The organism is Cedecea neteri (genome assembly GCF_000757825.1).
Classification (GTDB): Bacteria; Pseudomonadota; Gammaproteobacteria; order Enterobacterales; family Enterobacteriaceae; genus Cedecea; species Cedecea selenatireducens.
In genome coordinates this window covers 335,736-361,934 of sequence record NZ_CP009451.1, presented here as the reverse complement: position 1 = coordinate 361,934, position 26,199 = coordinate 335,736, and the positions used below count along the sequence as shown (strand labels likewise).

Sequence of the window (26,199 nt, the reverse complement as noted above, 5' to 3'; positions counted from 1 at the left end):
CCATCCCGAAGGATGGCTTTAGGTTTAAATCGCTAACTGTTTATTTAGCGCCTCTATCTCCGCCCGCCACTGTTTTTGCAGCGCCGGTTTCTGGTGCTTCTGCTTGCGGGCTGTGTCCTCCGCCAGCTTTTCCTCCAGATCGATAAGCCGCTCCAGTAGCACATCACTTTCACCCGAGGGCTGAGCTACGGTTTGCTCGGGCTGTGGGCTCTCGTCGGCCACCGGTTGCCCGGTTTCCTCTGCGGTCAACAAAGCGTACAGCGCGTCCAGGTCGTGCCATTCGCTTAACACGCCGTTATCTACCAGCCAGAAGCGGTTACAGCTTTTGGCTATCAGCTCACGATCGTGGGTCACCAGCAGCACGCCGCCTTCAAAGGTTTGCAACGTTTCCGCCAGCGCCTCTTTGCCTTCCATGTCCAGGTGGTTGGTCGGTTCGTCCAGCATCAGCAGGGAATAACGGGCCAGCGTCAGCCCCACAAACAATAGCCGTGAACGTTCACCGCCGCTCAGCGTACTGACGGCTTGTTGATGCCGCAGCCACGGGAATCCGGCGCTGATTAACGCCATTTTCCTGTCCTGCTCGCTGAGCGGGGCAAAAGGCTCCAGCGCCGCCAGCAGCGAGTCACCGTCGTGAAGCTGATGCAGCGTCTGGTCGTAATATCCCAGATGCACGCGAGGATGCAGGTGAATGCCTTCCTCGCGTTCTGGCTGCTGATATTGCTGCCAAAGCAGGCGCAGCAGAGATGACTTGCCGCAGCCGTTACGGCCTATCACCGCCACGCGGTCTCCGCTTTTCACTCTCTGCAAAGGCAGAGTGAACAGAGGCTCACACTGCGGCGCAGGCCGAACCTTCAGTGCTTCCAGCTCCAGCAGCCTGTCGGCAATCAGCGCTTCGCCTTTCAGCTTAAACTGCCACTGGCTGCCGGCCGTGAGCTCGGTTTGCTCGTCCTTCAGCCGGTCGATGCGCTTCTCCATCTGCTTGGCCTTTCGGGAAAGGTCTTCGTTGTCGTAGACCCGGCCCCAAATGGCCAGGCGTTTGGCGCTGGCGGTAATGCGGTCAATTTCCTTTTGCTCCGCCTGATGGCGGTGGGCATCGGTCCTGTCGCGCTCTTCCAGCGCGCTGCGTGCCTGAGTACACGGCAGCGCAAAGAAATGCAGTGAACGATCGCGCAAAATCCAGCTGCCGTTGGTGACGTTATCCAGCAGGCTGCGGTCATGGGAAACCAGCACAAAGCTGCCGCTCCAGCCGCGCAGGAACTGCTCCAGCCACAGAAGCGTGGGCAGGTCGAGGTGGTTGCTGGGTTCATCCAGTAACAGCAGGTCAGGCTCGCTTATCAGCGCTCGCGCCAGCAGCAGGCGGGTATGCTGCCCGCCGCTCAGCGTGCCGGAGGTCAGCTGCCAGTCCGTTTCGCTAAAGCCCATGCTCGCCAGCAGTGCTTCCGCACGCCAGCGTTCGCTATCTCGCAGGTTATCCTCAATTTGCGCCAGTACCGCATCTAGCATGGTCATCGCGTTAAGGCTTTCCGGCAGATGCTGCTCAACCCTTGCCATCAGGCAGGTGGCCGCGCGCGTAACCGAGCCGCTGGTGGGCGAAAGGGTGCCGTCCAGCAGTTTCAGCAGGGTGCTTTTGCCACAGCCGTTATGACCAATCAGGCCAATGCGGTCGCCTTTTTTCAGGGTAAAAGTGATGGACTCCAGCAGCGAACCGAAAGCGGTGTCGAGGTGCAGAGATTGGGCGGTTAATAAAGTGCTCATAGGTGCTTACTCAAGAGTTATGGCGTACAAACGCCTCGTCGTATAACGCTGACGATAACCCGGTAAACCCGAGGGAAGGGATTCAGTAAGTTTCTTCGCTCAAGCCGAAGTTATCGCAGCACGGAACCGATAACGCTTGAGCAGAGACGATCGCCAAAAGTATGCGAACGGTTAAAGCGCTCACAAGACATCATGGGGATCCTCCTTATATTCGTTGAGTGAATGGGTAGGCGGATTGTAGCGGGAAAGTTAACGGGTTGCCACCTGCCAGAAATTGTTGTGCGGCCTTGTCTAATAGAGCCGCGATGTTTAGTCACAAATACACTCTATGAAGGTTCGGTTAAGATTCCGTTCACTTCCAGCCCTGCTTTATATGCAGCCACCGGACTTGTGAACGACTCGGTGGAGTCACCGTCACTCCCCCGAGACCCCGGACTGGGAGATAAAACGGAGGCGATTTAAGCCGGAACCGAGCCTCGCTTTTTTTTTACCCTCACCCTAGCCCTTATGTCTTGAACTTCCCCGCCAGTGCGGGGAAGATCCCCGACTGATCATCGGGAGGTTGCCGGTGAGCATCCCCTGGCCCTGGTGCTTCCGAGCCCGTGGGAGAGATTATGCCCCGGCAACCTTATTCCCTGTCGCCTCAAGACCGAACGGTATCCTGTGCCTCTGAGCACCCACATATAAGGATGGTCTGGCGATATTATTCATAAGGTTACGGAGAATCAGATGACCCTCACTTCTGTCGGCGTTGATATTGCTAAGCTAAAATTTGATGTCGCTGTCCTGCTGCCTGGTCAGAAATACAAAACTAAAAAGTTTGCTAACACGCCTGCGGGATGTCGTGAGTTTATTCACTGGCTGACCCGCTTTGGGGACTGTCATGTCTGTATGGAAGCGACGGGCAGCTACAGCACGGAACTCGCCACGGCATTGTCCGATGGCGGCTATCGCGTCAGCCTGGAAAACCCTGCCCGCATTCATGCCTTCAGTAACACCGAACTGACCCGAAACAAAACGGATAAAAGCGATGCCGCCCTGATAGCACGGTATTGTGCCCTGTATCAGCCAGCCCAATGGCATCCGGCTCCTCTCAGCCAGCGACAGCTGACCGCGCTGGTGCGGCATCTTAAAAATCTTGAAGAGATGCGTCAGATGGAAGAGAACAGGCTGGAGGCCGCAGATGAGGTCATCACTGGCTCGTTAAAAGAGCACATCGCCACGCTGGATGAACTGATAAAAGAAACCAAAAAGAAAATCAGACAGCACATTGATGATGACCCGGACCTGAGAAAAGACAAAGCGCTGCTGGAGAGTATCCCGGGAGTGGGAGATGTGCTGAGTACGAGTCTTCTGGCCTTCGCGGGAAACCTGAGGCGGTTCAGGAGCAGTAAGGCTCTGGTGGCTTATGCAGGGCTGAACCCACGACGTTGTGAGTCCGGGATGTGGAAGGGAAAGAGCAGGTTGTCAAAAGTGGGGAGCCGTGAGCTGCGTAGCGTGCTGTATATGCCTACGGTAGTGGCGGGAAGATGTAATGAAGTGGTGAAAGACCTGATGACCCGGATGGCGAGCAGGGGGAAGACAGGCAAAGAACGCGTGTGTGCAGGAATGAGAAAGCTGCTACAGCTGGCTTATGGGGTGGTGAAATCAGGGCGTGAATTTAACGCTGAAATACCGCTTGCCGGATAACCGACAAGACGGTATCTCTCCCTGGAAGGGAGAGGGAATAAACAATGTTCCCCATCGTCTGTTTTCCCCCCCTCGCCCCTTTGGGGAGAGGGCCGGGGTGAGGGGCAAACGCTCTAATTTACCCCAGCAGCTTCAACAGCGTTTGCCGCTGCTTATCGTTAATATCCAGCGGGTTCTGGTAACCGATATTTTCCGTGGCTCGGGTATACAGCGCGACCAGCCAGTCATAAACATAGCTGGCGTTGCCGCGTGTGGGCTGCTCGCCGAGCTGCGTCAGTCGGCGGCTGATATCCGCCTGTGCGGGAGGGGCAAACACCGCCAGGCCCTTGTTCACGCGGCTTGCCGGGCGGCCAGAAACGGGCACGCTGGCGTAGCCCAGCCAGGCAATGAAATCACCCAGCACCGTGCTGGCGCGGGAGATATCCAGCTCAAGCCCTGAATCACCGTTTTGCATACTGCGTTCCAGCATCAGCGGCACATCCAGCCGATAGCTGGCGACGATCAGCACATCGCACAAAGCCTGAAGCTGCACGCTGTCCAGGCCAAACTGGTGCGCTGCCTCGCGGCGATGCCCCAGCAGGCGCAGGTGGTTAACCCAAAGCTGATGCACGGCACGGGCATAGCTAATGCCCTCGCTCTGCGAGGCTTCATGCTCGGTGCCGTCGGCAAAAAGGTCTATTTCCAGCGCAAAGCCTTCCGGCTTAGGCTGATGCTGCTGTTGATGCCGCAGCCAGCGCTGCTGAAGCGCATCGCGAGACGGTATAAGGCTTGCCAGCAAATTTCCATGCTGGGTGGCTCTCGCCTGCAGGGCGCGCACAAGATCTTCGGCCTGCTGGCGTGCCTGCTGGGGCGTAACCTGCTGCGCGTCAATAAAGCGCTGGAACAGCGCGACGGTTTGCGTGTCCAGGTCGTTGCGCAGTGCGGCAATACGCTGCTCCCGGCGGGTGGTATTGAGCGCATCGGTCAACCATTCCAGCAGGCGATGCATGTTTCTACTGTCCAGCGCCTGTAGCGTGCCCCAACGTTTACCCGGATAGCCGACCAGACGCTGAACGCCGTCATCAAGGCTGGTACCCAGGGTAAAGCGGGCATCAAACGGGGTAATCGCCCAGACCAGGCCCGGCAGCGCACTGTGTCCCGGACTTTGGGTGCTGTCCACCCACCACGCCAGCGCTTTGCCCGCCGCCTGCACTTCACCGCGCTCATTGACGGCGTTGCAAACAAGCAAAGTGTCCGGCTGCAGGCGAGTTGTGTACCAGGTCAGCAACTGGGGTGGGATATCCAGTAAATCTACGTTAGCCAGCGCCGACGGCTGGCTGAGGGTAAAAATGACTTCCGCGCACAGCTGGGCGAGATCGTTTTGCGGCAGGCTCAGATGGGAGCCAGGCAGATTATCCACCAGCGGGCAAACCATCACGTCAGCCTGTTCAGGCACGTCTTCCGGGCCAGCCGGGATCAGAAAACCCTCTGTCGGGAGCAGGAAGCTGTCGACGACCAGGCTTGCCGGGGCCAGCACTTGCTCCACGCTGCCGAGATGCAGCAGCGCCAGCGCCAGCCGCTGCCAGGTTTCCGTCAGGGCGCTATCTTCCCCCCACAGCAGGGCGAACAGCGCGGCCCGATCTTCTACGCAGAGGTAAGGTGCAAGCTGCGCCATTTGGTAACCAACGTGCTCGTCCAGGTGATTCTGGCGACGCTGAAGGCGGTGGTAGCCGTGCAGCAGATCGGCAGTTTCTTCGCTGGTTAAGCCTGGCGTTTGCACGGGCTGACGGCGGGACTCAAGTTCGGTCAGGCGCAGGGCAACCGCGCTGGACGTCGCCAGGCGAGGCGCGTCAGAGGCGTGATAACGGTTGATAAACTGCTGTGCCAGTTCGGCTTCGCTAAACAGCGTCAACAGCAGCGGGTAATTATCCACTTCCGGCGCGTGCTGCGCGCTAAAACGCACCGCCATGGTGGCTGGCGTATGCCCCGGATTGATGTGCGTCAGGTAGTCCAGGCGCTTATCGCCGAGCTGAATATCAATGCGCCCGTTCGGGCTGCCCTGCAGGGTATTCAGCAGGTGGTTTTTGCCGTCCAGAGCGTGACCATAAATTCCCAGCGTCAGCGGAGCGTCTTCCAGCGCGCTGATTCGGCGCTGGCGTTCGCTCAACTGCTGCAGGCGTGCCAGCAGGCTGTCTGCTTCGTTATCCAGCAGCGGAGAGAAAGTTCGGGTCATCTGAACCCAGGTCACCAGAGGGCTGAGCGAGGTAGTTAGCTGCTTCATTTTTGGTAAACGCTCCCGCTGTCTATCCAGTAATGCGTCGCCCCGCTGTAGCTGCCAGCGAGGGTATTCAGTTTAAAACTAAGCTGTTCGAGAGGGACTTTGCTGCCGTCCGACAGCCAGGCTTCGGCGAGGTGAAACGACTCGGCCTCGCGGGTTTGTTTCAGGCGTACGTTCAGCACGCCGTCTCCGGCGATAGATTTCGCCAGCTGCGGCGAGTTAATCGCCAGCGTGTAGAGCGGCGTGGCCGGCCAGCGGGCGTTATCCAGCTGGCGGAAGCCCAGGCAGGCGTTGCCGCGCAGCGGGAAGTGGACTCGGGTGTCCAGGCTCGCCTGCGGGCTGTCGAGATCGATATCCCGGTACCAGACGTTGTCTTCCAGCAGCCGGTCGTTGCCGTCCAGCATGCCCAGATAGCGCACGGTGGAATAGGCCTGAATATCGGCGGCCTTAAAGTTAAAGCTCGGCAGACGCAGGTCCATCGCCAGGCTGCACAGCATCGCGCCCACCGCGGCGGTAGATTTCGGGTTGCCGATGCGGCCCTGCTGGCTGAACGGATACCACTCGTGGGTCTGGTAGTTATCGAGCCAGACGATGCGGTTAACCGGCACCGGCTGGAGATGGCGCAGCAGCGCCTGCACGCCCGGCAGGCAGCCAGGCCGACCGGTGACTAACAGCACGTCACAACAGTAATGGTTGATAACCTCGCACAACGCCTGCAGCGGCGCGGTGAGGGTAAACTGGCCCGCCAGTAGGGCATCCTGCAGCGCGGCAATTTCTGCCTGCAGCGGCACGCTCATGATGTCGAACTGCGGCGCATCGGCCGGTAGCTCATGCTGCACGGCCTGCTGAACGTAATTGATCACGTTGCGGGTTGGCAGCTGGCTCAGCAGCTCGCCAAAGGTGGCTTCAAGGACGGCATTCGGCTCTTCCGGGTCGCTCTCTTCCCAGAATGACAGCACCGCATGCCCAAGCGGAATAAACAGCTGCAACGCGGTTTGCTGGCGCAGCGTGGCGCGGGTATCCATGCGGCCGGACTCCCCGAACAGCGTGGTCATCAGGCCTGGCGCGTCGGCTACGCCTGCTTTATGGATGTGGGCCTGTAAAGCGGGCAGCACGCAGCGCTGAATCACGTCCAGCAAAATATCGTCCCCGGCGACCTTAAAACCTTCGCGGAATAGCAGGCGCGGGGCGATTTTCACGTTGCTGCCTACGCCGTCATCCAGCTGGTACTGGGTGATGGCCATGTCGGTGGTACCGCCGCCGATGTCAATCGAGGCTACGCGCAGGGTTTTACCGACAGGTTCGTCCGGCGTCAGGGCGCGGTCAGGGCGGGCGAGGCTCTCAAAGAAGCGCCCGGTTTGCCCGGCATAGTTAACCAGCGCTTCGTTATACAGCCAGACCAGCTGGCCGCAGGTCGCTTCGTCCCACTCCATCTGCACTTCTGGCACCGGCACGATGCTTTTCTTTTTGTCACGCTCGAGGGTGAACCCGTCGTCGGTCGGGTGCCAGTCCATCGCCTTCCACACCAGGCCTACAGCCTCCTGCATACGCTGGCGGAACAGCTCGCGCTCCGGCTTCGGCATGGCGGAAGGTAGCGTCAGGATCAGGTTACGCAGCTGGCGAGGTGAGGTCGGGTGCCCCATGCTCTGGCGGGAGCCAATACTGTTGATCTGCATCAGCGCCTGAGAGAGCAGCTCGCACAGCATCAGCGTCATCAGCGAACTGCGGCTGTACTGCGGCGAAAACACCGGCAGACGCTCGTCCATCGGCAGGGCGTACAGCGGCTGCCCGTCATCGTTCATCAGGTTCATCAGCGGGAAGGCGGTTGCCAGCGGCTCGCGTTGGGTTTTGACGCCCATCTGGCTGAAGCGCCAGTCCTGGCTGGCTGGCGTGACATCCCACAGGTAGCGGCGCGGGCTGGAGATCCCGCTGGCGCCTTCGGTGCCGAGGCGAGCGCAGGCCATGCGGCGGGCTTCATCGCCGACGCGGGCAATAGAAGGCCAGACAAAAGCGTCGTCACGCCCGCTTTCGACGGAGAAATGCTGCTTGCCGAACTTCGCCTCGCTGAATTCAAGGCGGCTGGTGAACATCGCGTCGTTGATCAGCTGTGGCTCGCTCAGGGAGCGGATTTGCAGCTCGGCGGTCTGGCGCAGGCCATCGTTCTCTTCGCCGTGATCTTCAATCAGCACGCCGCAGGTATGGGTGTTGCCGACGTCGAGCACTAAATCTACGTCAATCGGCGGGGATTGCAGGGTCGCCGTGACAATTTTCACTTCCGGCACCGCCAGTTGATTGCCGATAAGCTCAAGAATATTCAGGTAGTGAGCCTGGTACTCAAAGGCTTTCATCGCCGCGGTGAGGTCGCGCTCCGAGCGTTCTTCAACACGGGTGGCGAACTGGGCAAAGGTTTCGCGCAGCCAGCCGTCCACCCAGGTCTGATCGAGAAACTCTTTGATCTCGTGGTTATGCCAGGCAAGGGCAAAACGAGCGCCGTTACGCACGTCGCTTTCGGTTGGCGCAAGGTGCGCGGCCGGGTGGTCATCCGCGTAGATTTTGCTGTCCAGGGCGATGCTAATGCGCACGGTGTTGCCCGCAGGGTCTGGCGTTTCCAGCACCCGAACCTGAACGCGCGCCCAGTTATCGGGGCCACCAACAAAGGTACGGGGCGGGTTAAAACGCAGGAAAGGCAGCGGCAGCCAGGTCTTATCCATCACCCGCAGGGAGTGGCCAAGCGTAATGGTGCTTTCGGGTTTCACCACTTCTGGCGCGGCGCCGTTTTCTCCCGGCAGGGTAAATTTCCCCGGCACAACGTCGTAGTCCAGACGCAGCAGCGGGCCGTTGGCCGTCTGGCGTACAAAGCGCCCGGCGTGGGCGGCGTTAGTCTGCGGCGCAAGGCCGAAATCCAGGAACTGAATGCCGCTGTCTTTGATGAGCGTGACGCTCGGCTTGTAGTGAAAAAGGGTCGCCAGCATTCTCAGTTACTCACTTTGCGGAAGGTGATGGGGATGACCTTGTCGCCATCATAGCGCCCGGTGCAAACGGCGGCGCCGTTGCTGCCGGTTTTACAGGTCACTTCCGGCATCGGGTAGCGGCTGCCGTCGCTGCAGCGAGCGCTGCCGCGGGTTTTAATCATCAGCGCGCCGTTCTGATGCAGGCCGGAAAACATCTCTGCTTTACAGACAATGTTATCGCCGTGCACCAGGCGCACCGTGCCTTTGTTGTTGGCAATCTGGTAGCGCAGGCTTGGGGCTTTGCCGGTGATTGGGTCGCTGAAATTAATTTGCGCACGCCAGGTGCCGTTGAGGAATTTAGTGGAGCCCATTTTCAGCGCCTCAGCCGGTAGAATTAACGCATTCTTCGGCACGTCTGCCGCAACGGCAATGGCCTCTGGCTCAGGTGCTGCGGCAGGTTCTGGCTCTGGTTTTGCCGGGGCTACAACCTCGGCAGGCGTCAGCGGCAGGGTGGTTTTTACCGCGTCTACGGCCTGGATTGGCGCAGGCGCAATAGGCTGAGGCTGAACTTCGGCCTGGGCCATTGCCACAGGTTCGGCCTGGTTGCTGCTAAGCAACAGATAACTAACTGGTGCCGCAACGGCCACGGCAATCACGGCGGCGACCGGCAGCAGCCAGCGGCGACGTGGTTTTTTCGCTATGACGACGGGTTCCGGAGGTGGCGCGGTTTTTTCTTCTTCAACCGACGCTGCCTTAATGGCGGCTGTCGAGAGGCTGTAAACAGGAGAATCTTCGGATACCTGAACGGCTCGCGGGGTTTCAAGCAGCGGTTTTTCCGGCTCGCTGATTTCTACCGGCAGCGGTTCAGGCTCCGGCATGGCTTCTTCTGGGATAAAGGCGATTTCCGGCTCGCGCGGCTCAACAACGCGCAGGCACTCCAGCACGTCATCCCGTGCGCCCTGGTTGAGGTTCACAAAACCCCAGAAGGTGATAACCGGCTTGCCGTTCACCAGATAGACGTGCTGACTGCCGGGGAACTGCAGGGCTTTTTCCAGCAGCGCGCCAAACAGGCGAATCGAAGTTTTATCCGCCTGCTGGCAGCGGGCGCTGAGCGAGGCTACGTTAGATAAGCAATTATCCAGATAGCGAAGGGCGGTGCGACGCTCTTCGTCGCTGGCGGCGGCCCAGCTGGTGACGCTGCCTTCCTGAGGCGCGTACCAGTCTACCCGGTCACCTTCGTCGTTAGGCTGGGGAATGGCCAGGGCATCGGCGACCGCCTGCTGTTTACGAAGGCGTAAGGTTTCACGTATCTGAAACGCCGAATCAAATACCGCCTGACCGTTTTCGCCCAGCGCGAGAAAGTCATCCAGGCATCCGCTGCGCAATAATGTTTTTGCCACGTCATCAATCCTGCTGTTAACGGCTCACCCGAGAGCCATCTTCACGCTTTACAGTTTAACGAAGCGGCCCTAAGTCAAACGGCTGAAGAGACGGCAAAATGGGTAAATTATCTGGCTATTAGATAAAATGAGGCGGCTATACTTACCCGCAGGTAAGTCACTTACCGGCGGGTAACTTCTTGACCAGAAAGAAAAAGACAGACACGATGGGCTCCGTTTTCACGGCCAGCAGGCCGGAGCTTTTCCTCTAACCATGTCGAGAAACATTATGGCTAAAATCGTTGTTATTTACTTTTCCGGATACGGTCACACTAAACGTGTGGCAGAGCACGTTGCCCAGGGGGCAAACGCCGAACTGATTGCCGTAGACAGCAACGGTGATATTCAGGAAGCGGACTGGCAAAAACTGAACGACGCCAAAGGAATTATCTTTGGGGCCCCGACCTACATGGGCAGCGTGCCGTGGCAGTTTAAGAAGTTTGCCGACGCCTCGTCTAAAGTGTGGTTTACCCGCGGCTGGCAGGACAAAGTGTTCGGCGGCTTTACCAACAGCGCCAGCCTGAACGGCGACAAGCAGGTTAGCCTGCAGTGGATGCAAACCCTGGCCTCCCAGCACGGCGGCATTTGGGTTAGCCTGGGGCAACTGCCTGCTAACACCCTGGCGGCAACCCGTGAAGACGCGAACAATCTGGGTGGCTCCGTAGGCCTGCTGGTGCAGTCCCCGGCCGATGCCAGCGCCGAGCAAATTGCCCAGGGTGACCTGGACACCGCCGTGAAATATGGCGCCCGCGTGGCCGATATTGCCGCCCGCCTGAGCTAAGGTTTCTTTTCTTTGCTAAAGCGCCTGCGGGCGCTTTTTTTCCGTTACTTTCTCATCCCTTAGGTAATTACCCCTGGTTATTGTCGGTTGTATTCACCAGATAAATACTTATCATGATAATTATCTTGGTGACTATTTATCTGGGAAGTACCTCATGCATGACGATAAGTACGACATTGTCGATTTTCCCGAACGCCCGCTAGGGATGCGCCTGGCGATGCTGGTACGCCTGTGGCGCGGCATCGTGGATGATGCCGTCGCCTTTACCGGCCTGACCCAAAGCAGCTGGACGACGCTGATGCAGCTCAGCGTGGCGGGAGAGAAAATCACCGTCACGGATCTGGCCCGGGCGCAGGGCATCGACCTGCCGCCTCTGACGCGCACGCTGGCACAGCTTGAGAAAGAAGGGTATGTCACCCGCACGCCGGACGAAAAAGACAGGCGGGTGAAATTTATCTCGCTGACGCCCGCAGGCCAAAAAGCGATTAAAGCGGTAAGTGAAACGGTGGAGCGCTGTCAGGCGCAGGTCGCGCAGGGCATTCCGGCGCAGCAAATAGAACAGTTCAGCCAGACGGTAAATCTGCTGGCCGCCAACATGATCAAAATTCGGTAGTTTTTTTACGCCTGGTATTCAGGCGTATTTCTCATTTAGCGAGTAGTTATGACCCCTGAACAACGATTTACCCGTTGGGTAAAAGTCACGCTGGCGCTGTTTGCCGCAATGTTTTGCTATTTTCTGGCCGCCGATATCTGGGTGCCGCAAACCCCAGACTCCACCGTGATGCGCGTGGTGACCCCGGTTTCATCCCGCGTGTCGGGCTACGTGACGCATATCTACGTCAGCAATAACAGCGTGGTGAAGAAAGGGGATGTGCTGTTCGAGATAGATAATAAGCCCTACCAAAATCAGCTGGAACGCGCGGAGATTGCTTATCAGCAAGCGATACTCGACAACCAGCAAATTGATGCCCAAATCAGCGCCGCGCGGGCGAAAATCAAAGCCGCCCAGTTGGATGCCGACAATGCCGGGCGCAGCTATCACCGTTACAACGGCCTGAGCAGCGGGAATCTGATCTCAAAACAGGATCTGGATGCGGCCTTTACGCGCTGGCAAAGCGCGGTGCAAAACGTTAACAACCTCCAGGCGTCGCTGGCGCAGCTGGTGATTTCGCGGGGTGAACGCGGGGAGCAAAACGTCACGCTGCAAAAATACCGTAACCTGCTGAACGACGCCCGGCTAAACCTGGATTACACCCGCGTGGTGGCCAGCAGCGACGGCATTATCAGTAATTTGCAGCTGAAAGAGGGCTGGTATGCCGGGGCGGGCGCACCCGCGCTGGCGCTGGTCAACGACAGGCTCGATATCGTGGCCGACTTCCGGGAGAAAAGCCTGAGCAAAACCCGGCCAGAGACCACGGCGGATATCGTTTTTGACGGGCTTCCGGGGCAGGTTTTCAAAGCCCGGGTGACCAGCAAAGATGCGGGGGTCCTGCAGGGGCAGCAGGCTATTAACGGCCAGCTTTCCGCCCCGGAAACCTCAAACCGCTGGGTGAGGGACGCGCAGCGCATGCGCATTCATTTGCTGCTTGAAGACGGGAAAACGCCTGATTTGCCGGCGGGCGCGCGGGCCACGGTGCAGCTCTACAATTCACCTTCCGCTTTCGCTTCGTTTATCGGCGGGATGCAAATCAGGCTGGTGAGCTACCTGCATTATGTTTATTAAATTTATTCTTGGCCCGCTGAAGCGTAACGCGCCGACGCCGTTCAGCGGCAATGACTTCCGCCATATGCTGCGCATCGTCATGGCGGGCTGCGTGGGGATGTTTGTCTACAGCTGGGTCAATACGCAGTATGGGGTGTTCTATGTGGTTTACCCCATCATGCTTACCGGCCTGGTGCCTGTTTTCAACGGCCATATCGCCCGGCAGATGATTGCCAATGCGCTACTGAATTGCGTAGAAATGACGCTGCTGTTTGCGGTGCTGGTGAATTACCCGCTACCGATGACGCTGATTGTCTTCCTGATGTACATGACGCGCTTCTACCTGATGAGCCGGGGGCCACTCTTCCTGTTTGGCTCAATGGGCGTGGTCTGCTTAAGCGTGATGGCAAACTTCCTGAGCTACCCGACCACCGACATGAGCGACCTGATGTTTTCTAACATCATCGGCAGCCTGCTGGCGGTAGGGCTGTCGGCGCTCAGCTGCTATCTGCTGCCGGACGTCGAGCCGCGCAAGCCGCCGCCTGCTATCCAAAAAGACGGGCCAAGGGTGATGCATGAAACGCTGCTGGCCTCGTTAACGGCGACCATCTTATTCACCGTGTTCCAGGTCTACACGCTGAATGACTCCCTGGCCGCGCTGATGGCCGGGATTTTTGCTCTGTTCCCCATGCACTTCCGGGGGGCGATTCTTTCGTCCTGGTGGCGCATCGTCGGGGTAATAGCCGGGTGTCTCTATGCGATTCTGGTCCAGCTGGTTATCTACGATTTTAGCCGCCACCTGATCCTGCTGATGCCGTTGATTAGCCTCGGCCTGCTGCTGGCCGCGCGAATTCACGTTTTTGAGAAGGTCGGGCCGGGCGTGGGCTTTTCTATTCTGACCACTCTGGCGCTGATGTTCGGGCAATACATGCACCCGAACCAGGATATCGTTTTTAGCGCGCTGTACCGTATCTCATCGGTATCGGTGGCGATTGTCGGCACGCTGGCCGTCACCTTTATTATCCATAAGATACTGAATAACTTTGCCTCAACGCGCTATATCGTGAAATGACGCTAGTCCTGCTCCGGCCAGTCGCGGGTAATGCCCGGCTGGACAGGGCGCTCAAGATAGGTCGACAGCACGATATAGGTTCTGGTCGCCACCACGCCGTTTATCTCATACAGATGGGCGAGGAGGGCCTCAAGCGCTCTTGAGTCCTCGGTGCGCACCTTGAGCAGCATGGAGGTGTCCCCGGCCACGGAATGGATCTCCTCCACTTCCGGGTAGGCGGAAATGCGCAGCAGATCCGGCGTTTTTCCCCAGCCTTTGGTATCAATGTGGACGAATGCCAGCAGGGATTTGTTGATGGCCTTTGGGTCGAGCAGCGCCGCCGTCTGCTGGATCACGCCCGATCGCTTCAGGCGCTTAACGCGTTCATGTACCGCTGGCGCAGAAAGCGCCACTTTTTCGCCGAGTTCGGCATAGCTGATGGTCGCATCCTCCACCAGCGCGCCTAATATTCTTCGGTCTGCGGCATCGAGAACTCGTTCTGCCGCACCGTTCTGCTTAATACCGTCTGTTTCTTTTTTCATATCGACTCTCGCTAATGACGCTGAATTTCATTCGGATAAAATTGGTTTTTATCGAATGTAAGTCAAGTTTAATCATTATTCAGGAAGTGAAATGAAAAATAGCCAGTGTCTGGAGCTGCATCCAGAGCCGTCTCTGTCTCCCGCCAAAGCTGTATATGTGTTAACCGGCTGCGTCGGCGTTATCGGCGCTAACTCGATGGTGCTGGGGCCAATCGCTCCGGCAGTGGCGTCATCCATAGGCGCGACAGTGCCGACGGTGATGATGGCCGCAGCGGCCTTCGGGCTCGGCACGGCGACAAGTGCGCTGTTTTTGGCAAGGCTTATCGACTTAGTCGGCTCTGCCCGGATGCTCAAATTCACCATGACGCTGCTGGGCGTGGCGCTGCTGCTTTGCGCGGCTTCGCCTTCCGTGGCGATGTTTATTGCCGCCCAGCTGATTGCCGGGATTGCTTCGGGTATCGCGCTGCCCGCGATTTACGCCAGCGCGGCCGCCATCGCGGAGCCGGGGCGTGAAAGTCGGACCATCGGCAAAGTGCTGACCGGCTGGACGCTGAGCATGATCGCCGGCGTGTCGTTTTCCGTGGTGCTGGCCGAACTGTTCAGCTGGCGCGCGGTGTATGTGTCGGTCAGCTGTCTGGCCGCTCTGGCGCTGATCGCTTTGTTCAGGCTGAACATGCAGGATCGCCCGGCGGCGGGCATTGCCCCGTCACCGCTTTCTGCGCTGGGCCTGCCGGGGATCAAGTCATTGCTGGTGGTGTGCGGCGCATTTATGACCGCGTTTTACGGCCTGTATGCCTATCTGGGCGACCATCTTCATCAGGATCTCGGCCTGCCGGTGACGGCGAACGGCGGGGTGGCGATTGCCTATGGGGCAGGGTTTGGCTGTGCGGCATTGCTCAGCGGGATGGTGGACCGGTTTGGCCCTAAACGCCTGATGCCGCCTGTTCTTCTGGTTGCTGCTGCGGTTTATCTTGGGCTGGCGCTGTTCGGCAGCATGCTGGTGGGGGTTATCTGCCTGCTGTTTGTGCTGGGCCTGGTGAACCACCTGGGGGTGAACTTATTGATTCAGCGCCTGACGGCCATCGACCCGGCTAAGCGTGGCACGCTGATGGGGCTAAATAGCGCGGTGACTTATCTGGCGGTGTTTGCCGGCAGCAGCAGCTACGGGCCGCTTTATACCGACCATGGTTTTACCGCTCTCTCGCTGGCCTCTCTGGCGCTGATGATTATTGCGGTGCTGACCTGTCTGTGGCGTGATTTTGCCGGGCAGGGTGTGAAGGTTATGGGTTGAGTCTCCCATGTTAACCGCCACTATTGTATAGAGAAGGGAAGGCTTGCCATTTGCTTGTCGCTACAGGCTGTGCTGTTATTACTGTGAGTAATAATAAGTAGCTCAACCATTTGGCAAGCAAATAAAAGGCAAACGATATGTCTACAGGGAAAACACTCCTCGGCCTGCTGCTGAGCGCGCTCCTCCCGGCAGGAAGCGCGATGGCGGCGGCAAACAGCACGCTGGTTTACTGCTCCGAAGCCTCTCCTGAATCCTTTAACCCGCAGATTGCCAGCTCCGGCCCAAGCTTTGTTGCCAGCTCGCAAACGCTTTATAACCGCCTGATTGATTTCAACCCGGCCGACAATACGCCGGTACCGTCGCTGGCGACGGAATGGAAAATCAGCCCGGACGGTAAAACTTATACCTTTACCCTGCGCCAGGGCGTGAAGTTCAACAGCAACAAGTTCTTTAAGCCAACGCGAGACTTTAACGCCGATGACGTGGTGTTCTCGGTCATGCGCCAGAAAGACGCCAACAACCCGTATCACAAGGTGTCGCAGGCGAACTACGAATACTTTAACGATGTGGGCCTCGATAAGCTCATCGTGGACGTTAAAAAGCTGGATGATTACCACGTCCAGTTCACCCTGAGCGAGCCGAACGCGGCGTTCCTGGCCGACTGGGGCATGGACTTTGCCTCTATTCTGTCTGCAGAGTACGCGGATGCGATGCTGAAAGCCGGCACGCCTGAGCGGGTGGACAACAACCCAATCGGCACCGGGCCTTACGCGCTGCAGGACTATAAAATTGACTCCGTGATTCGCTACGTCGCCAACCCAGACTACTGGAAAGGCGAGGTGCCGACCAAACATCTGATCTTCTCTATCACCCCGAACGTGCAAACCCGCCTGGCGAAGCTGCAGAAGAATGAATGCCAGATTATTCCGGCCCCAAGCCCGGTACAGTTCGACGCCATCAAGGCGAATAAAGACCTGGCGCTGCACAGCATTGACGGTCTGAACGTCGGTTATCTGGCGTTTAACACCAGCAAAAAGCCGTTCGATAACGCGCTGGTTCGCCAGGCGCTGAACTACGCGGTGGACAAAAAAGCTATCGTTAACGCCATCTTTATGGGCTCCGGCTCGGTGGCAAAATCACCGATCCCGCCGACCATGCTGGGCTACGACAAGGATCTGAAAGACTACGGCTACGATCCGGAAAAAGCCAAAGCGCTGCTGAAGCAGGCCGGGCTGGAGAAGGGCTTTGATACCGATCTCTGGTCCATGCCGGTGCAGCGTCCGTATAATCCTAACTCGCGCCGCATTGCGGAGATGATTCAGAGCGACTGGGCGAAAGTGGGCGTGAACGCCAAAATCGTTACCTTTGAGTGGGGCGAGTATCTGGCCGGGATGCGTAAAGGGGAGCACTCCTCGGCGCTGTTTGGCTGGATGTCCGATAACGGCGACCCGGATAACTTTGCCGATACCCTGCTGGGCTGCGGCAGCGTAGCCAGTGGGTCGAACGTTGCCCGCTGGTGCGACAAAAACTACGACGCCCTGGTGCAGAAGGCGAAGCTAACCAGCGACCCGGCCGCCCGTGCGAAGCTCTATGTGCAGGCGCAGGAAATTTACTATCAGCAGGCGCCGTGGATTGCGCTGGCGAACGGTAAAACCTTCTACGCGACCCGCAGCAACGTGAGCGGTTATACCGTTAGCCTCGCCGGGAGTGATTTCTCCAAAGCGAAGCTGGATTAACCAGTACCAACCCTCACCCCGGCCCTCTCCCTGGAAGGGAGAGGGGGAATACGGATGCTTTCTCTTTTTATTCCCTCTCCCCATGAGGAAAGGGTTTCTCTTCTTATTCCCTCTCCCCTCTGGGGAGAGGGTTAGGGTGAGGGGAAAAACATGATAAGGAACACGCCATGACCCATCTTTCAGACGTTATCAGCCGCGTAGACGCGGCGATTGCCGCAGACGTCATCACCCACATGAACGAACTGTTGATTGAACTTAGCGACGACGCAGAGCTGACGCGGGAAGACCGCTATGCCCAACAGCAGCGGCTGCGCATCGCCATTGCCCACAAGGGCAATCACCACAGAGAAGAAACCGAAGAGCGCCGCGAGCAGTTAACGCGCAGCGGCACCATTATCTAGCCGGGAGTTATTATGCGTATTGGATTTATCGGGCTGGGCGGAATGGGCCAGCCGATGGCAGAAAATCTGCTGAAAGCCGGGCATCAGGTTGCCGTGTGGAACCGTTCTCAGGCGCCTGCGGAAGCTTTAAAAGCAAAAGGGGCGACAGTTGTAGCCACGCCGGCTGAGTTTACCGACAGCGAAGTGCTGATAACTATGCTGGCCGACGACGATACCAGCCGCCGCGTGATTATCGATCAGGGCGCGCTTGCCGCGCTGCCGAAGGGCGCTATCTGGATCAACATGGCCACCGTTTCCGTTGCCTTTACCAATGAAATGGCTGAAAAGGCCGACGCTGGCGGGCAGCGTTATATCGCTGCGCCTGTGCTGGGGCGCGTGGACGTGGCAGCTGCGGGTAACCTGAACATTCTTACCGCCGGGCCAGCGGAACTGCTGGACAGCGTGCAGCCGATCTTTGATGTTCTGGGGCAGAAAACCTGGCGCTTTGGCGACAGGCCGGAGCAGGCAGCGGCGGTGAAACTGGCGGCTAACTTTATGCTGGCCAGCGCCATTGAAGCGATGGGGGAATCATCTGCTCTGGTCGGCGCTTATGACGTTACAGCGGGGGATTTCCTCGGCATGTTGACCAGCACCTTGTTTGCCGCCCCGGCCTATAAAAACTATGGGGCGATGATTGCCGAGTCACGCTACAGCCCGGCAGGTTTTACCATGAAACTTGGGCTGAAAGACGTGCGTCTGGCGCAGCAGGCGGCAGAAAGTAAAAATGTGCCGATGGGTTTTGCGGGCGTATTGCGAGATAACTATCTTGATGCTCTTGCCCACGGTGATGAACAGCTCGACTGGGCGGCTTTAGCCACGGTGTCCGCTCGCCGTAGCGGGCAATAAGTTTTATTGGTGGCGAACGCATTGCATTCGCCGCTAAATATATCCCCTTAATTATTCACTCGCACTAAAACAATGCGCCGCCACGGTGCGTTAAATATAACAAAATCTTATTTATTGATTAAAACTCCTTGCTAATCATTAGCTAACTAAACATGGCATCGTAATTGCTTTATCTATTCCATCTTGTATACCAGGTGGGATTCCAGCTTATGCCAGTCGCTCTCTTGTCGCAGTGGATTACCGATTACCAGCAACAGCCTCATTTGCTCCTGGGGGCTTATCAGCAATTAATGGCCAATATCTCACGGCAGGATAATGCCTGGATATATATCGCCAGCGAACAGCAAATAACTGCGCAAATAAATTCATTATTGCAGGCCATTAATGACGAGGATAAAACACCGGCGGATTTCCCGTTATTTGGCGTGCCGTTTGCGGTTAAAGACAATATTGATGTGGCCGGGATGCCCACCAGCGCAGCCTGCCCGGTATTTACTTATCATCCCACTGACGATGCCACGGTAATTGCGCGCCTTCGCGCCGCCGGGGCTATTGTGGTGGGCAAAACTAATCTCGACCAGTTTGCGACTGGCCTGGTCGGCACTCGCTCTCCCTATGGCGCGGTGGTTAACAGCTTCAACCCGGATTACGTCAGCGGCGGCTCGAGTTCAGGCTCCGCTTCCGTGGTGGCTCGCGGGCTGGTTTGTTTCTCTTTGGGGACGGACACCGCAGGCTCCGGGCGCGTTCCTGCCGGGTTCAATAATATCGTCGGTTTAAAACCCACCAAAGGCTGGCTCTCTACCGCTGGTGTCGTCCCGGCCTGCCGCCTCAACGACTGTGTTTCGATTTTTGCCCACTCGGCGGCGGATGCAGCCCTGCTCGCAAATGTAGCCGGGGGGTACGATCCGCTCGATCCTTATTCCCGCAGCAATCCTAATACCGCCCCGGCTCGCTTTAGCCCGCGCCTGCGCTTTGCTATTCCAGACCGACTGAACTTCTTTGGCGACAAACACAGCGAGGAGGCTTTTCAGCGGGCGCTGGAAAGATTAATGGCGATGGGGGCAGAGCTGGTCGCCGTGGATTTCAGTGATTTTACCCGTCTTGCAGAACAGCTTTATAACGGGGCGTGGGTGGCCGAGCGCACCGTCGCGGTGAAAGAGATCCTCGAAAAACATCCTGATGCCATGGACCCCACCGTGCGCGGCATCGTCGCCAGCGGCCTGAGCTTCACGGCCTGCGATGCGTGGCAGGCCGAATATACCCGCGCCGAACTGGCTCGCCGTATTAACCAGCAGCTTGCGTTGTTTGACGCCCTTGTGGTGCCGACGTCGCCAACGATCCATACGCTGGCCGAAATGCGCGACGAGCCCGTACGCTACAACTCGCAGTTTGGCACCTACACCAACTTTACCAACCTTGCTGACCTGAGCGCACTGGCGCTGCCGGCGGATTTCCGTGCTGATGGCCTGCCAGCGGGAATTACGCTTATCGCGCCTGCCTGGCATGATGCCGCGCTTAGCCACTTTGGCGCGCAATGGCAGACTCAGCTTGATCTCCCCGCCGGAGCAACAGCGCTGAAACTGCCCGCCGCTCAGACCTGCACGCCTGCCGATGGTTACGTGCGCGTAGCGGTGGTGGGCGCTCATCTGCGTGGTATGCCGCTCAATCATCAGTTAACCAGCCGCAATGCCGTGTTTGTCGAAGAAACCCACACGGCGGATACCTATCGCCTGTATGCCCTGGCCAATACCCAGCCGCCGAAGCCTGGCCTGGTTCGCGCCACTGAAGGGCAGCCGATTGCCGTTGAGCTTTGGGATATCCCGCTCGCACGCTTCGGTGAGTTTGTTGCTGAAATTCCCGCGCCGTTGGGGATCGGCACGCTGGCCTTGCAGGACGGGCGCAGCGTGAAGGGCTTTATTTGTGAACCGTGCGCGACAGAAGGCGCCACGGACATTACCCCATGGGGCGGCTGGAAAGCCTGGCTGGCTCGTCAACCTGGCGCTTAAGGAGAGGAATATGTTTAGCAAAGTCTTAATTGCCAACCGCGGCGAAATTGCCTGTCGTGCTATCCGCACGCTGAAAAAAATGAGCATTACCAGCGTGGCCGTTTATTCCGACGCGGACGCCAGCGCGCAGCACGTCATTGACGCCGATATGGCGATGGCGCTTGGTGGAGATAAAGCCAGCGACACCTATCTGAATATCGAAAAAATACTGGCGGCGGCAAAAGAGAGCGGCGCGGAGGCAATTTTCCCCGGCTACGGTTTTCTTTCAGAACGCGCCGAATTTGCCGAGGCCTGCGAAGCGGCTGGGATCGTATTTATCGGACCAACGGCGCAGCAAATCAGCGATTTCGGCCTCAAACACCGGGCTCGTGAGCTGGCCTCCGGCGTGGACGTGCCGATGACGCCGGGCACCGGGCTGCTGACATCGCTTGCAGATGCGCAGCTGGCGGCGGCGGAAATTGGTTATCCGGTGATGCTAAAAACCACGGCGGGCGGGGGAGGGATTGGCCTGACCCGCTGCGACAGCGAAACGGCATTGCTTGAAGCCTGGGAAAGCGTCAAGCGCATGGGGGCGCAGTTTTTCAGCGACGATGGCGTGTTTATCGAGCGCTTTGTCGACAAAGCTCGCCACCTGGAAGTGCAAATCTTTGGCGACGGGAAGGGCAAGGTTGTGGCCCTCGGAGAACGTGACTGCTCGCTGCAGCGCCGTAACCAGAAAGTGGTCGAGGAAACGCCCGCGCCCAATCTTCCACAGGCAACGCGTGAGGCGCTGCATCGTGCGGCGGTGGCGCTGGGTGAATCCGTTAACTACCGCAGCGCGGGAACCGTAGAGTTTATTTATGACGCGGCACGCGATGCTTTCTACTTCCTGGAAGTCAACACGCGGCTGCAGGTTGAGCACCCGGTGACCGAGTGCGTAACCGGCCTGGATCTGATCGAATGCATGGTGCTGGTGGCGGCAGAGGCTTCCCCGGACTGGCAAAAAATGGCCGCAGCGCCGCAGGGCGCGGCTATCGAAGTTCGCATTTACGCCGAAGACGCGCTGAAAAACTTCCAGCCTTCGCCGGGCGTATTGACCGACGTTTATTTTCCAGAGGGCGTACGGGTTGACGGCTGGGTCAGCACCGGTAGCGAAGTTAGCGCTTTCTACGATCCGATGATCGCCAAGATCATCGTTTACGGTGCAGACCGCCTGCAGGCGTTAAGTATACTGAACGACGCGCTGGCGGCGACGAGGCTGCACGGGATCGCCACCAATCTGGATTATCTGCGGCAGATAGTTCGTCTGCCGGAGTTTAAGGCCGGGGTGATGTGGACGCGCCTGCTCGATAGCGTGAGCTATCAGGCGCAGGCCGTGGAAGTGCTGGAGCCTGGCACCTGGAGCAGCATTCAGGACAGCCCTGGCCGCCTCGGATATTGGGATATCGGCGTGCCGCCGTCGGGGCCGATGGATGATTTTGCCTTCCGTCTGGCGAACCGCATCGTCGGTAACCATCCTTCCGCCGCCGGGCTGGAGTTTACCCTGCAGGGGCCGACGCTGCGCTTCCACAGCGAAGCCACCATCGCGCTGACCGGCGCACCTTGCCCGGCACGGCTTGATGACCAGCCGGTGACCTTCTGGCAGCCAACGGTGGTGAAAGCGGGGCAGATCCTCACCCTGGGCAGAGCCAGCAGCGGCTGCCGCACCTATCTGGCGGTACGCAACGGTTTTGACGTGCCGGTGTATCTCGGCAGTCGCTCTACCTTTGCGCTCGGCCAGTTTGGCGGACATGCGGGGCGCACATTGCGCGTCGCGGACGTGCTGCCCATCTCTCAGCCTTGCCTGCCAGCCTGCACTACGCCTGCGCCGATTAGCCTGCCGCAGGCGCCGGAACCCGCGCTGATCCCGCAGTACGGCGAGATATGGGAGATTGGCGTGCTCTACGGGCCGCACGGCGCGCCGGACTTCTTTACGCCTGAGTCGATGGAAACCTTTTTCAACGCCGAATGGCAGGTTCACTACAACTCTAACCGCCTCGGGGTGCGCCTTGTCGGGCCCAAGCCGGAGTGGACCAGAGCCGACGGCGGTGAGGCCGGGCTGCATCCTTCCAACGTGCACGACTGTGAATACGCCATCGGCGCGGTGAACTTTACCGGCGACTTCCCGGTGATCCTGACGCGTGACGGCCCAAGCCTCGGCGGGTTTGTCTGCCCGGTGACTATTGCCAAAGCGGAATTGTGGAAAGTCGGGCAGGTGAAGCCGGGTGACCGGATTCGTTTTCACGCCATTAGCTTTGAACACGCGCAGTCTCTGGAAATCGCCCAACAGGTGGCGGTGACCAACCTGTGTGCCGGGGCAAGCCTGCCGGACCTGCATCCTTCTATTGCACCAGGCGCGACGACCAGCGCGGCGATCCTGGCGGAAATCCCTGCTCAGGGAGCCCTGCCGGCGGTGGTTTACCGTCAGGCGGGCGACAACTATGTGTTGATCGAATACGGCGATAACGTGCTCGACCTGGCGCTGCGCCTGCGTATTTATCTGCTGATGAAGGCGATTAACCAGGCGGCGCAAACGGGTGTTGAGGAGCTTTCTCCCGGCGTTCGCTCGCTGCAGATCCGTTATGACAGCCAGCGTATCTCCCAAAACCAGCTGCTGACTCTGCTGCTGAGCGTTGAGAAACAGCTTGGCGATGTGACTCGCCTGAAAATTCCTTCGCGCATTGTGCATCTGCCGCTGGCTTTTGAAGACAGCGCCACGCTGGCGGCGGTGGAGCGCTACCAGCAAACGGTGCGGGAAGACGCCCCGTGGCTGCCGAACAACGTGGACTTTATTCAGCGCACCAACGGGCTGCAAAGCCGTGACGAGGTGAAGCAGATCCTGTTTGATGCCAGCTACCTGGTGCTCGGGCTGGGCGATGTCTATCTCGGCGCGCCTTGTGCCGTGCCGCTTGACCCGCGTCACCGCCTGCTGAGTTCGAAGTACAACCCGGCGCGTACCTGGACCGCAGAAGGCACGGTGGGCATCGGCGGCATGTATATGTGCATCTACGGCATGGACTCTCCAGGAGGTTATCAGCTGGTGGGGCGCACGCTGCCTATCTGGAACAAATTCCTCAAAAACGAACAGTTTGGCGACGAGCCGTGGCTGCTCAAGTTCTTCGACCAGGTGCGTTTCTACCCGGTGAGTGAAGAAGAGCTGACCACGTTCCGCACGGCATTTCGTGAAGGGCGTGCGCAGGTGGAGATCGAAGAGGTTGATTTCGATTTTGCCGAATATAGCCGCTTCCTTGCGGACAATGCCGACGATATTACCGCTTTCCGTAGCCGCCAGCAGGAGGCCTTCCTGAGCGAAGTGGCGCACTGGAAGGAACAGGAAAGCGCGGCGGTGGAGAGCGCGCTGATGGCGACGGCTATGCCGGAGGAAGAACAGGCCGGCCAACTCGTCAGCGCCGACCTGAACGGCAATATCTGGAAAATCCTCGTTGAGCCGGGCCAGAGCGTAAAGCAGGGCGAACCGCTGATCGTCGTGGAGGCGATGAAGATGGAGCTATTAGTCAGCGCGCCGTGCGACGGCAAAGTCGTGCGCATTCAGTGCCAGCAGGGCCGACCGGTGGGGCCGGGGGATGCGCTGCTGTGGCTGGAGGCGGTGTAGGCCTATGCCAAAGCGACCAGAAGCCGTAGCCGAACGCATATACCAGCAGCTAAAGCAGGAAATCTTCGACTTTCTCCTGCTGCCGGGCGACCGCTTTAGCGAAAACGAAATTGCCGACCGCATGAGCGCCAGCCGCACGCCGGTTCGCCAGGCGCTTTATGCCCTGCAGCAGGAAGGTTATGTCGACGTGCAGCCCCGCAGCGGCTGGCAGATCCGGGCGGTGGACTTCGATCATCTCGAATCGCTTTACGATCTGCGCATCGTGCTGGAGCTGGAGGCGGTGAAACGGCTTTGCCAGCGGGCTGACTCCGTATGCCCGCTGCCACTGCAGGCGTTGAAGCAGTTCTGGCTGGAGGAACCGCCGCTCGACGAGGGCATCAACGTCGCGCCGTATGACGAGGCTTTTCACATGACGCTGGTGTCTGCGGCGGGCAACCCTGAAATGGCCAGGGTTCACCGGGATATCACCGAGAAAATCCGTATTGTGCGCAGGCTGGACTTTACCCGTCAGCCTCGCGTCAGTGCGACGTACGCCGAACATGGGCAAATCCTGCTCGCCGTGTGGGACCGCAACCTTGAGGAGGCACAGACCCGATTACACGACCACATCGCCGCAAGTCAGAAAGAGGTTCGTCAGATAACGCTTCATATGCTGCACCAGGCTCGGCAACTCAAGCTGAGTTAACCATTTATCGTTTCTTCAGGGGAGTCAGACTTATGCAACGTCGTACCTTTGTTAAAGCTTTCGCGCTTTCCGCTTCGGTTGTCAGCTTCGGGCTGGCGTTTGCCGCCCAGGCGGCAGATACCATCAAAGTTGGGATCATGCACTCGCTGTCGGGCACCATGGCCATTTCAGAGACGCCGCTTAAAGACGTGGCGTTGATGACCATCGACGACATTAACGCGAAGGGCGGCGTACTCGGCAAAAAGCTGGAGCCGGTGGTGGTTGACCCGGCGTCAAACTGGCCGCTGTTTGCCGAAAAAGCCCGCCAGTTGCTGAGCCAGGATAAGGTGGCCGTGGTGTTCGGCTGCTGGACGTCCGTGTCGCGTAAATCCGTGCTGCCGGTGTTTGAAGAGCTGAACGGCCTGCTGTTCTATCCGGTGCAGTACGAAGGGGAAGAGATGTCGCCGAACGTGTTTTATACCGGGGCGGCACCTAACCAGCAGGCGATTCCGGCGGTGGAATACCTGATGAGCGAAGACGGCGGGGCGGCGAAGCGCTTCTTCCTGTTGGGGACGGACTACGTTTATCCGCGCACCACCAATAAGATCCTGCGCGCCTTCCTGCACTCTAAGGGCGTTCAGGATAAAGACATTGAAGAGGTCTACACGCCGTTTGGCCACAGCGACTACCAGACCATCGTGGCCAATATCAAAAAATTCTCCGCTGGCGGTAAAACGGCGGTGATCTCCACCATTAACGGTGACTCTAACGTGCCGTTCTACAAAGAGCTGGCGAACCAGGGGCTGAAGGCGACCGACGTGCCGGTGGTGGCCTTCTCCGTGGGTGAAGAAGAGCTGCGCGGCATCGACACTAAACCGCTGGTGGGCAACCTCGCGGCCTGGAACTACTTCGAGTCCGTCGATAACCCGACCAACAAGCAATTTGTTAACGAGTGGAAGGCCTATGCCAAAGCCCACAATCTGCCGAACGCCAATACCGTCGTGACCAATGACCCGATGGAAGCGACCTACGTTGGCATTCATATGTGGGCGCAGGCCGTTGAGAAAGCGGGCACGACGGACGTGGATAAAGTCCGCGCGGCGATGGCCGGGCAGACCTTTAAAGCGCCGTCTGGCTTTACCCTGACGATGGATGCCACCAACCACCATCTGCACAAGCCGGTGATGATCGGCGAGATCGAAAGTAACGGCCAGTTCAACGTGGTGTGGCAGACCGACAAACCTGTGCGCGCCCAGCCGTGGAGTCCGTTTATTCCGGGGAACGATAAGAAATCAGAGCTGCCGGTAAAGACCGTCAGCAACTAATTTATACCCTTAGCTGATTTTACCCTCACCCCGGCCCTCTCCCTGGAAGGGAGAGGGGGAAAAGCGTGAATGCCCTCTTTTTGGAAGGGAGAG

General features: G+C 58.5%; 18 protein-coding genes. 13 read left to right on the top strand and 5 right to left on the bottom strand.

Annotated elements, in window-relative coordinates; all coding sequences use genetic code 11:
• Nucleotides 1–24: 24 nt before the first annotated feature.
• Nucleotides 25–1,755: an ABC-F family ATP-binding cassette domain-containing protein gene (locus tag JT31_RS01520; RefSeq protein ID WP_038472529.1), complete on the bottom strand. Its 1,731-nt coding sequence runs from the start codon at nt 1,753–1,755 to the stop codon at nt 25–27.
• A gap of 729 nt (nt 1,756–2,484) precedes the next feature.
• Between JT31_RS01520 and JT31_RS01515 the strand changes: the two genes are divergently transcribed.
• A complete protein-coding gene (locus JT31_RS01515) occupies nt 2,485–3,444 on the top strand; it encodes an IS110 family transposase (protein ID WP_038472527.1) in 960 nt (319 codons plus the stop codon).
• 118 nt (nt 3,445–3,562) lie between these two features.
• Here JT31_RS01515 and JT31_RS01510 read toward each other — a convergent pair whose 3' ends face one another.
• From JT31_RS01510 to JT31_RS01500, 3 genes are read right to left on the bottom strand one after another with little or no spacing between them, the layout of a single operon-like run.
• Complete coding sequence (locus JT31_RS01510) at nt 3,563–5,704, bottom strand: virulence factor SrfC family protein (protein WP_038472520.1); 2,142 nt, start codon at nt 5,702–5,704, stop codon at nt 3,563–3,565.
• Nucleotides 5,701–8,673: a virulence factor SrfB gene (locus JT31_RS01505; RefSeq protein WP_038472517.1), complete on the bottom strand. Its 2,973-nt coding sequence runs from the start codon at nt 8,671–8,673 to the stop codon at nt 5,701–5,703. Before JT31_RS01505 ends, JT31_RS01510 begins: the two co-directional genes overlap by 4 nt.
• A gap of 2 nt (nt 8,674–8,675) precedes the next feature.
• Entirely contained in the window at nt 8,676–10,052 is a 1,377-nt protein-coding gene (locus JT31_RS01500) for an SrfA family protein (protein ID WP_038472515.1), read from the bottom strand.
• A gap of 268 nt (nt 10,053–10,320) precedes the next feature.
• Here JT31_RS01500 and JT31_RS01495 point away from each other — a divergent pair, with 268 nt between their 5' ends.
• The 4 genes from JT31_RS01495 to JT31_RS01480 all read left to right on the top strand — a co-directional run bounded on the left by JT31_RS01495 (nt 10,321) and on the right by JT31_RS01480 (nt 13,646).
• Nucleotides 10,321–10,872: a flavodoxin family protein gene (locus JT31_RS01495; RefSeq protein ID WP_038472512.1), complete on the top strand. Its 552-nt coding sequence runs from the start codon at nt 10,321–10,323 to the stop codon at nt 10,870–10,872.
• A 154-nt stretch (nt 10,873–11,026) separates the two neighbouring features.
• Nucleotides 11,027–11,485 (top strand): MarR family winged helix-turn-helix transcriptional regulator, encoded by a 459-nt coding sequence (locus tag JT31_RS01490; RefSeq protein ID WP_038472508.1) that lies wholly within the window; start codon nt 11,027–11,029, stop codon nt 11,483–11,485.
• Between the two features lie 48 nt (nt 11,486–11,533).
• Nucleotides 11,534–12,595 carry an HlyD family secretion protein gene (locus JT31_RS01485; protein ID WP_038472505.1) on the top strand — a complete coding sequence of 354 codons (1,062 nt, stop codon included), beginning with the start codon at nt 11,534–11,536 and terminating at the stop codon, nt 12,593–12,595.
• A complete protein-coding gene (locus tag JT31_RS01480) occupies nt 12,585–13,646 on the top strand; it encodes a DUF2955 domain-containing protein (protein WP_052048937.1) in 1,062 nt (353 codons plus the stop codon). Before JT31_RS01485 ends, JT31_RS01480 begins: the two co-directional genes overlap by 11 nt.
• Before the next feature lie 2 nt (nt 13,647–13,648).
• On the opposite strand, the gene JT31_RS01475 is transcribed toward JT31_RS01480, so the two are convergent.
• Nucleotides 13,649–14,167, bottom strand: coding sequence for an Lrp/AsnC family transcriptional regulator (locus tag JT31_RS01475; protein WP_038472503.1), 519 nt, complete (start codon nt 14,165–14,167; stop codon nt 13,649–13,651).
• Between the two features lie 91 nt (nt 14,168–14,258).
• On the opposite strand from JT31_RS01475, the gene JT31_RS01470 reads away from it, so the two are divergent.
• From JT31_RS01470 to urtA, 8 genes are all read left to right on the top strand, one after another.
• Nucleotides 14,259–15,458, top strand: coding sequence for an MFS transporter (locus JT31_RS01470; protein ID WP_038472500.1), 1,200 nt, complete (start codon nt 14,259–14,261; stop codon nt 15,456–15,458).
• A 137-nt stretch (nt 15,459–15,595) separates the two neighbouring features.
• Nucleotides 15,596–17,194: an ABC transporter substrate-binding protein gene (locus tag JT31_RS01465; RefSeq protein WP_038472497.1), complete on the top strand. Its 1,599-nt coding sequence runs from the start codon at nt 15,596–15,598 to the stop codon at nt 17,192–17,194.
• Between the two features lie 167 nt (nt 17,195–17,361).
• Nucleotides 17,362–17,595, top strand: coding sequence for a DUF2526 family protein (locus tag JT31_RS01460; RefSeq protein ID WP_038472495.1), 234 nt, complete (start codon nt 17,362–17,364; stop codon nt 17,593–17,595).
• 12 nt (nt 17,596–17,607) lie between these two features.
• Entirely contained in the window at nt 17,608–18,480 is an 873-nt protein-coding gene (locus JT31_RS01455; protein ID WP_038472492.1) for an NAD(P)-dependent oxidoreductase, read from the top strand.
• Between the two features lie 209 nt (nt 18,481–18,689).
• On the top strand, nt 18,690–20,486 hold the full coding sequence (gene atzF / locus JT31_RS01450) for an allophanate hydrolase (RefSeq protein ID WP_071842916.1): 1,797 nt from the start codon (nt 18,690–18,692) through the stop codon (nt 20,484–20,486).
• Between the two features lie 10 nt (nt 20,487–20,496).
• Entirely contained in the window at nt 20,497–24,117 is a 3,621-nt protein-coding gene (gene uca, locus JT31_RS01445; protein WP_038472490.1) for an urea carboxylase, read from the top strand.
• A 4-nt stretch (nt 24,118–24,121) separates the two neighbouring features.
• Entirely contained in the window at nt 24,122–24,802 is a 681-nt protein-coding gene (locus JT31_RS01440) for a GntR family transcriptional regulator (protein WP_144244014.1), read from the top strand.
• Between the two features lie 32 nt (nt 24,803–24,834).
• Nucleotides 24,835–26,106: an urea ABC transporter substrate-binding protein gene (gene urtA, locus JT31_RS01435; RefSeq protein ID WP_038472486.1), complete on the top strand. Its 1,272-nt coding sequence runs from the start codon at nt 24,835–24,837 to the stop codon at nt 26,104–26,106.
• The last annotated feature ends 93 nt before the right edge of the window (nt 26,107–26,199 follow it).

Coding starts and splice junctions, on each gene's coding strand:
- JT31_RS01495 (WP_038472512.1), top strand. CDS start 10,321: ATGGCTAAAATCGTTGTTATTTACTTTTCCGGATACGGTCACACTAAA.
- JT31_RS01475 (WP_038472503.1), bottom strand. CDS start 14,167: ATGAAAAAAGAAACAGACGGTATTAAGCAGAACGGTGCGGCAGAACGA.
- JT31_RS01510 (WP_038472520.1), bottom strand. CDS start 5,704: ATGAAGCAGCTAACTACCTCGCTCAGCCCTCTGGTGACCTGGGTTCAG.
- JT31_RS01520 (WP_038472529.1), bottom strand. CDS start 1,755: ATGAGCACTTTATTAACCGCCCAATCTCTGCACCTCGACACCGCTTTC.
- JT31_RS01460 (WP_038472495.1), top strand. CDS start 17,362: ATGACCCATCTTTCAGACGTTATCAGCCGCGTAGACGCGGCGATTGCC.
- urtA (WP_038472486.1), top strand. CDS start 24,835: ATGCAACGTCGTACCTTTGTTAAAGCTTTCGCGCTTTCCGCTTCGGTT.
- JT31_RS01480 (WP_052048937.1), top strand. CDS start 12,585: ATGTTTATTAAATTTATTCTTGGCCCGCTGAAGCGTAACGCGCCGACG.
- JT31_RS01470 (WP_038472500.1), top strand. CDS start 14,259: ATGAAAAATAGCCAGTGTCTGGAGCTGCATCCAGAGCCGTCTCTGTCT.
- uca (WP_038472490.1), top strand. CDS start 20,497: ATGTTTAGCAAAGTCTTAATTGCCAACCGCGGCGAAATTGCCTGTCGT.
- JT31_RS01455 (WP_038472492.1), top strand. CDS start 17,608: ATGCGTATTGGATTTATCGGGCTGGGCGGAATGGGCCAGCCGATGGCA.
- JT31_RS01485 (WP_038472505.1), top strand. CDS start 11,534: ATGACCCCTGAACAACGATTTACCCGTTGGGTAAAAGTCACGCTGGCG.
- atzF (WP_071842916.1), top strand. CDS start 18,690: ATGCCAGTCGCTCTCTTGTCGCAGTGGATTACCGATTACCAGCAACAG.
- JT31_RS01515 (WP_038472527.1), top strand. CDS start 2,485: ATGACCCTCACTTCTGTCGGCGTTGATATTGCTAAGCTAAAATTTGAT.
- JT31_RS01505 (WP_038472517.1), bottom strand. CDS start 8,673: ATGCTGGCGACCCTTTTTCACTACAAGCCGAGCGTCACGCTCATCAAA.
- JT31_RS01465 (WP_038472497.1), top strand. CDS start 15,596: ATGTCTACAGGGAAAACACTCCTCGGCCTGCTGCTGAGCGCGCTCCTC.
- JT31_RS01490 (WP_038472508.1), top strand. CDS start 11,027: ATGCATGACGATAAGTACGACATTGTCGATTTTCCCGAACGCCCGCTA.
- JT31_RS01440 (WP_144244014.1), top strand. CDS start 24,122: ATGCCAAAGCGACCAGAAGCCGTAGCCGAACGCATATACCAGCAGCTA.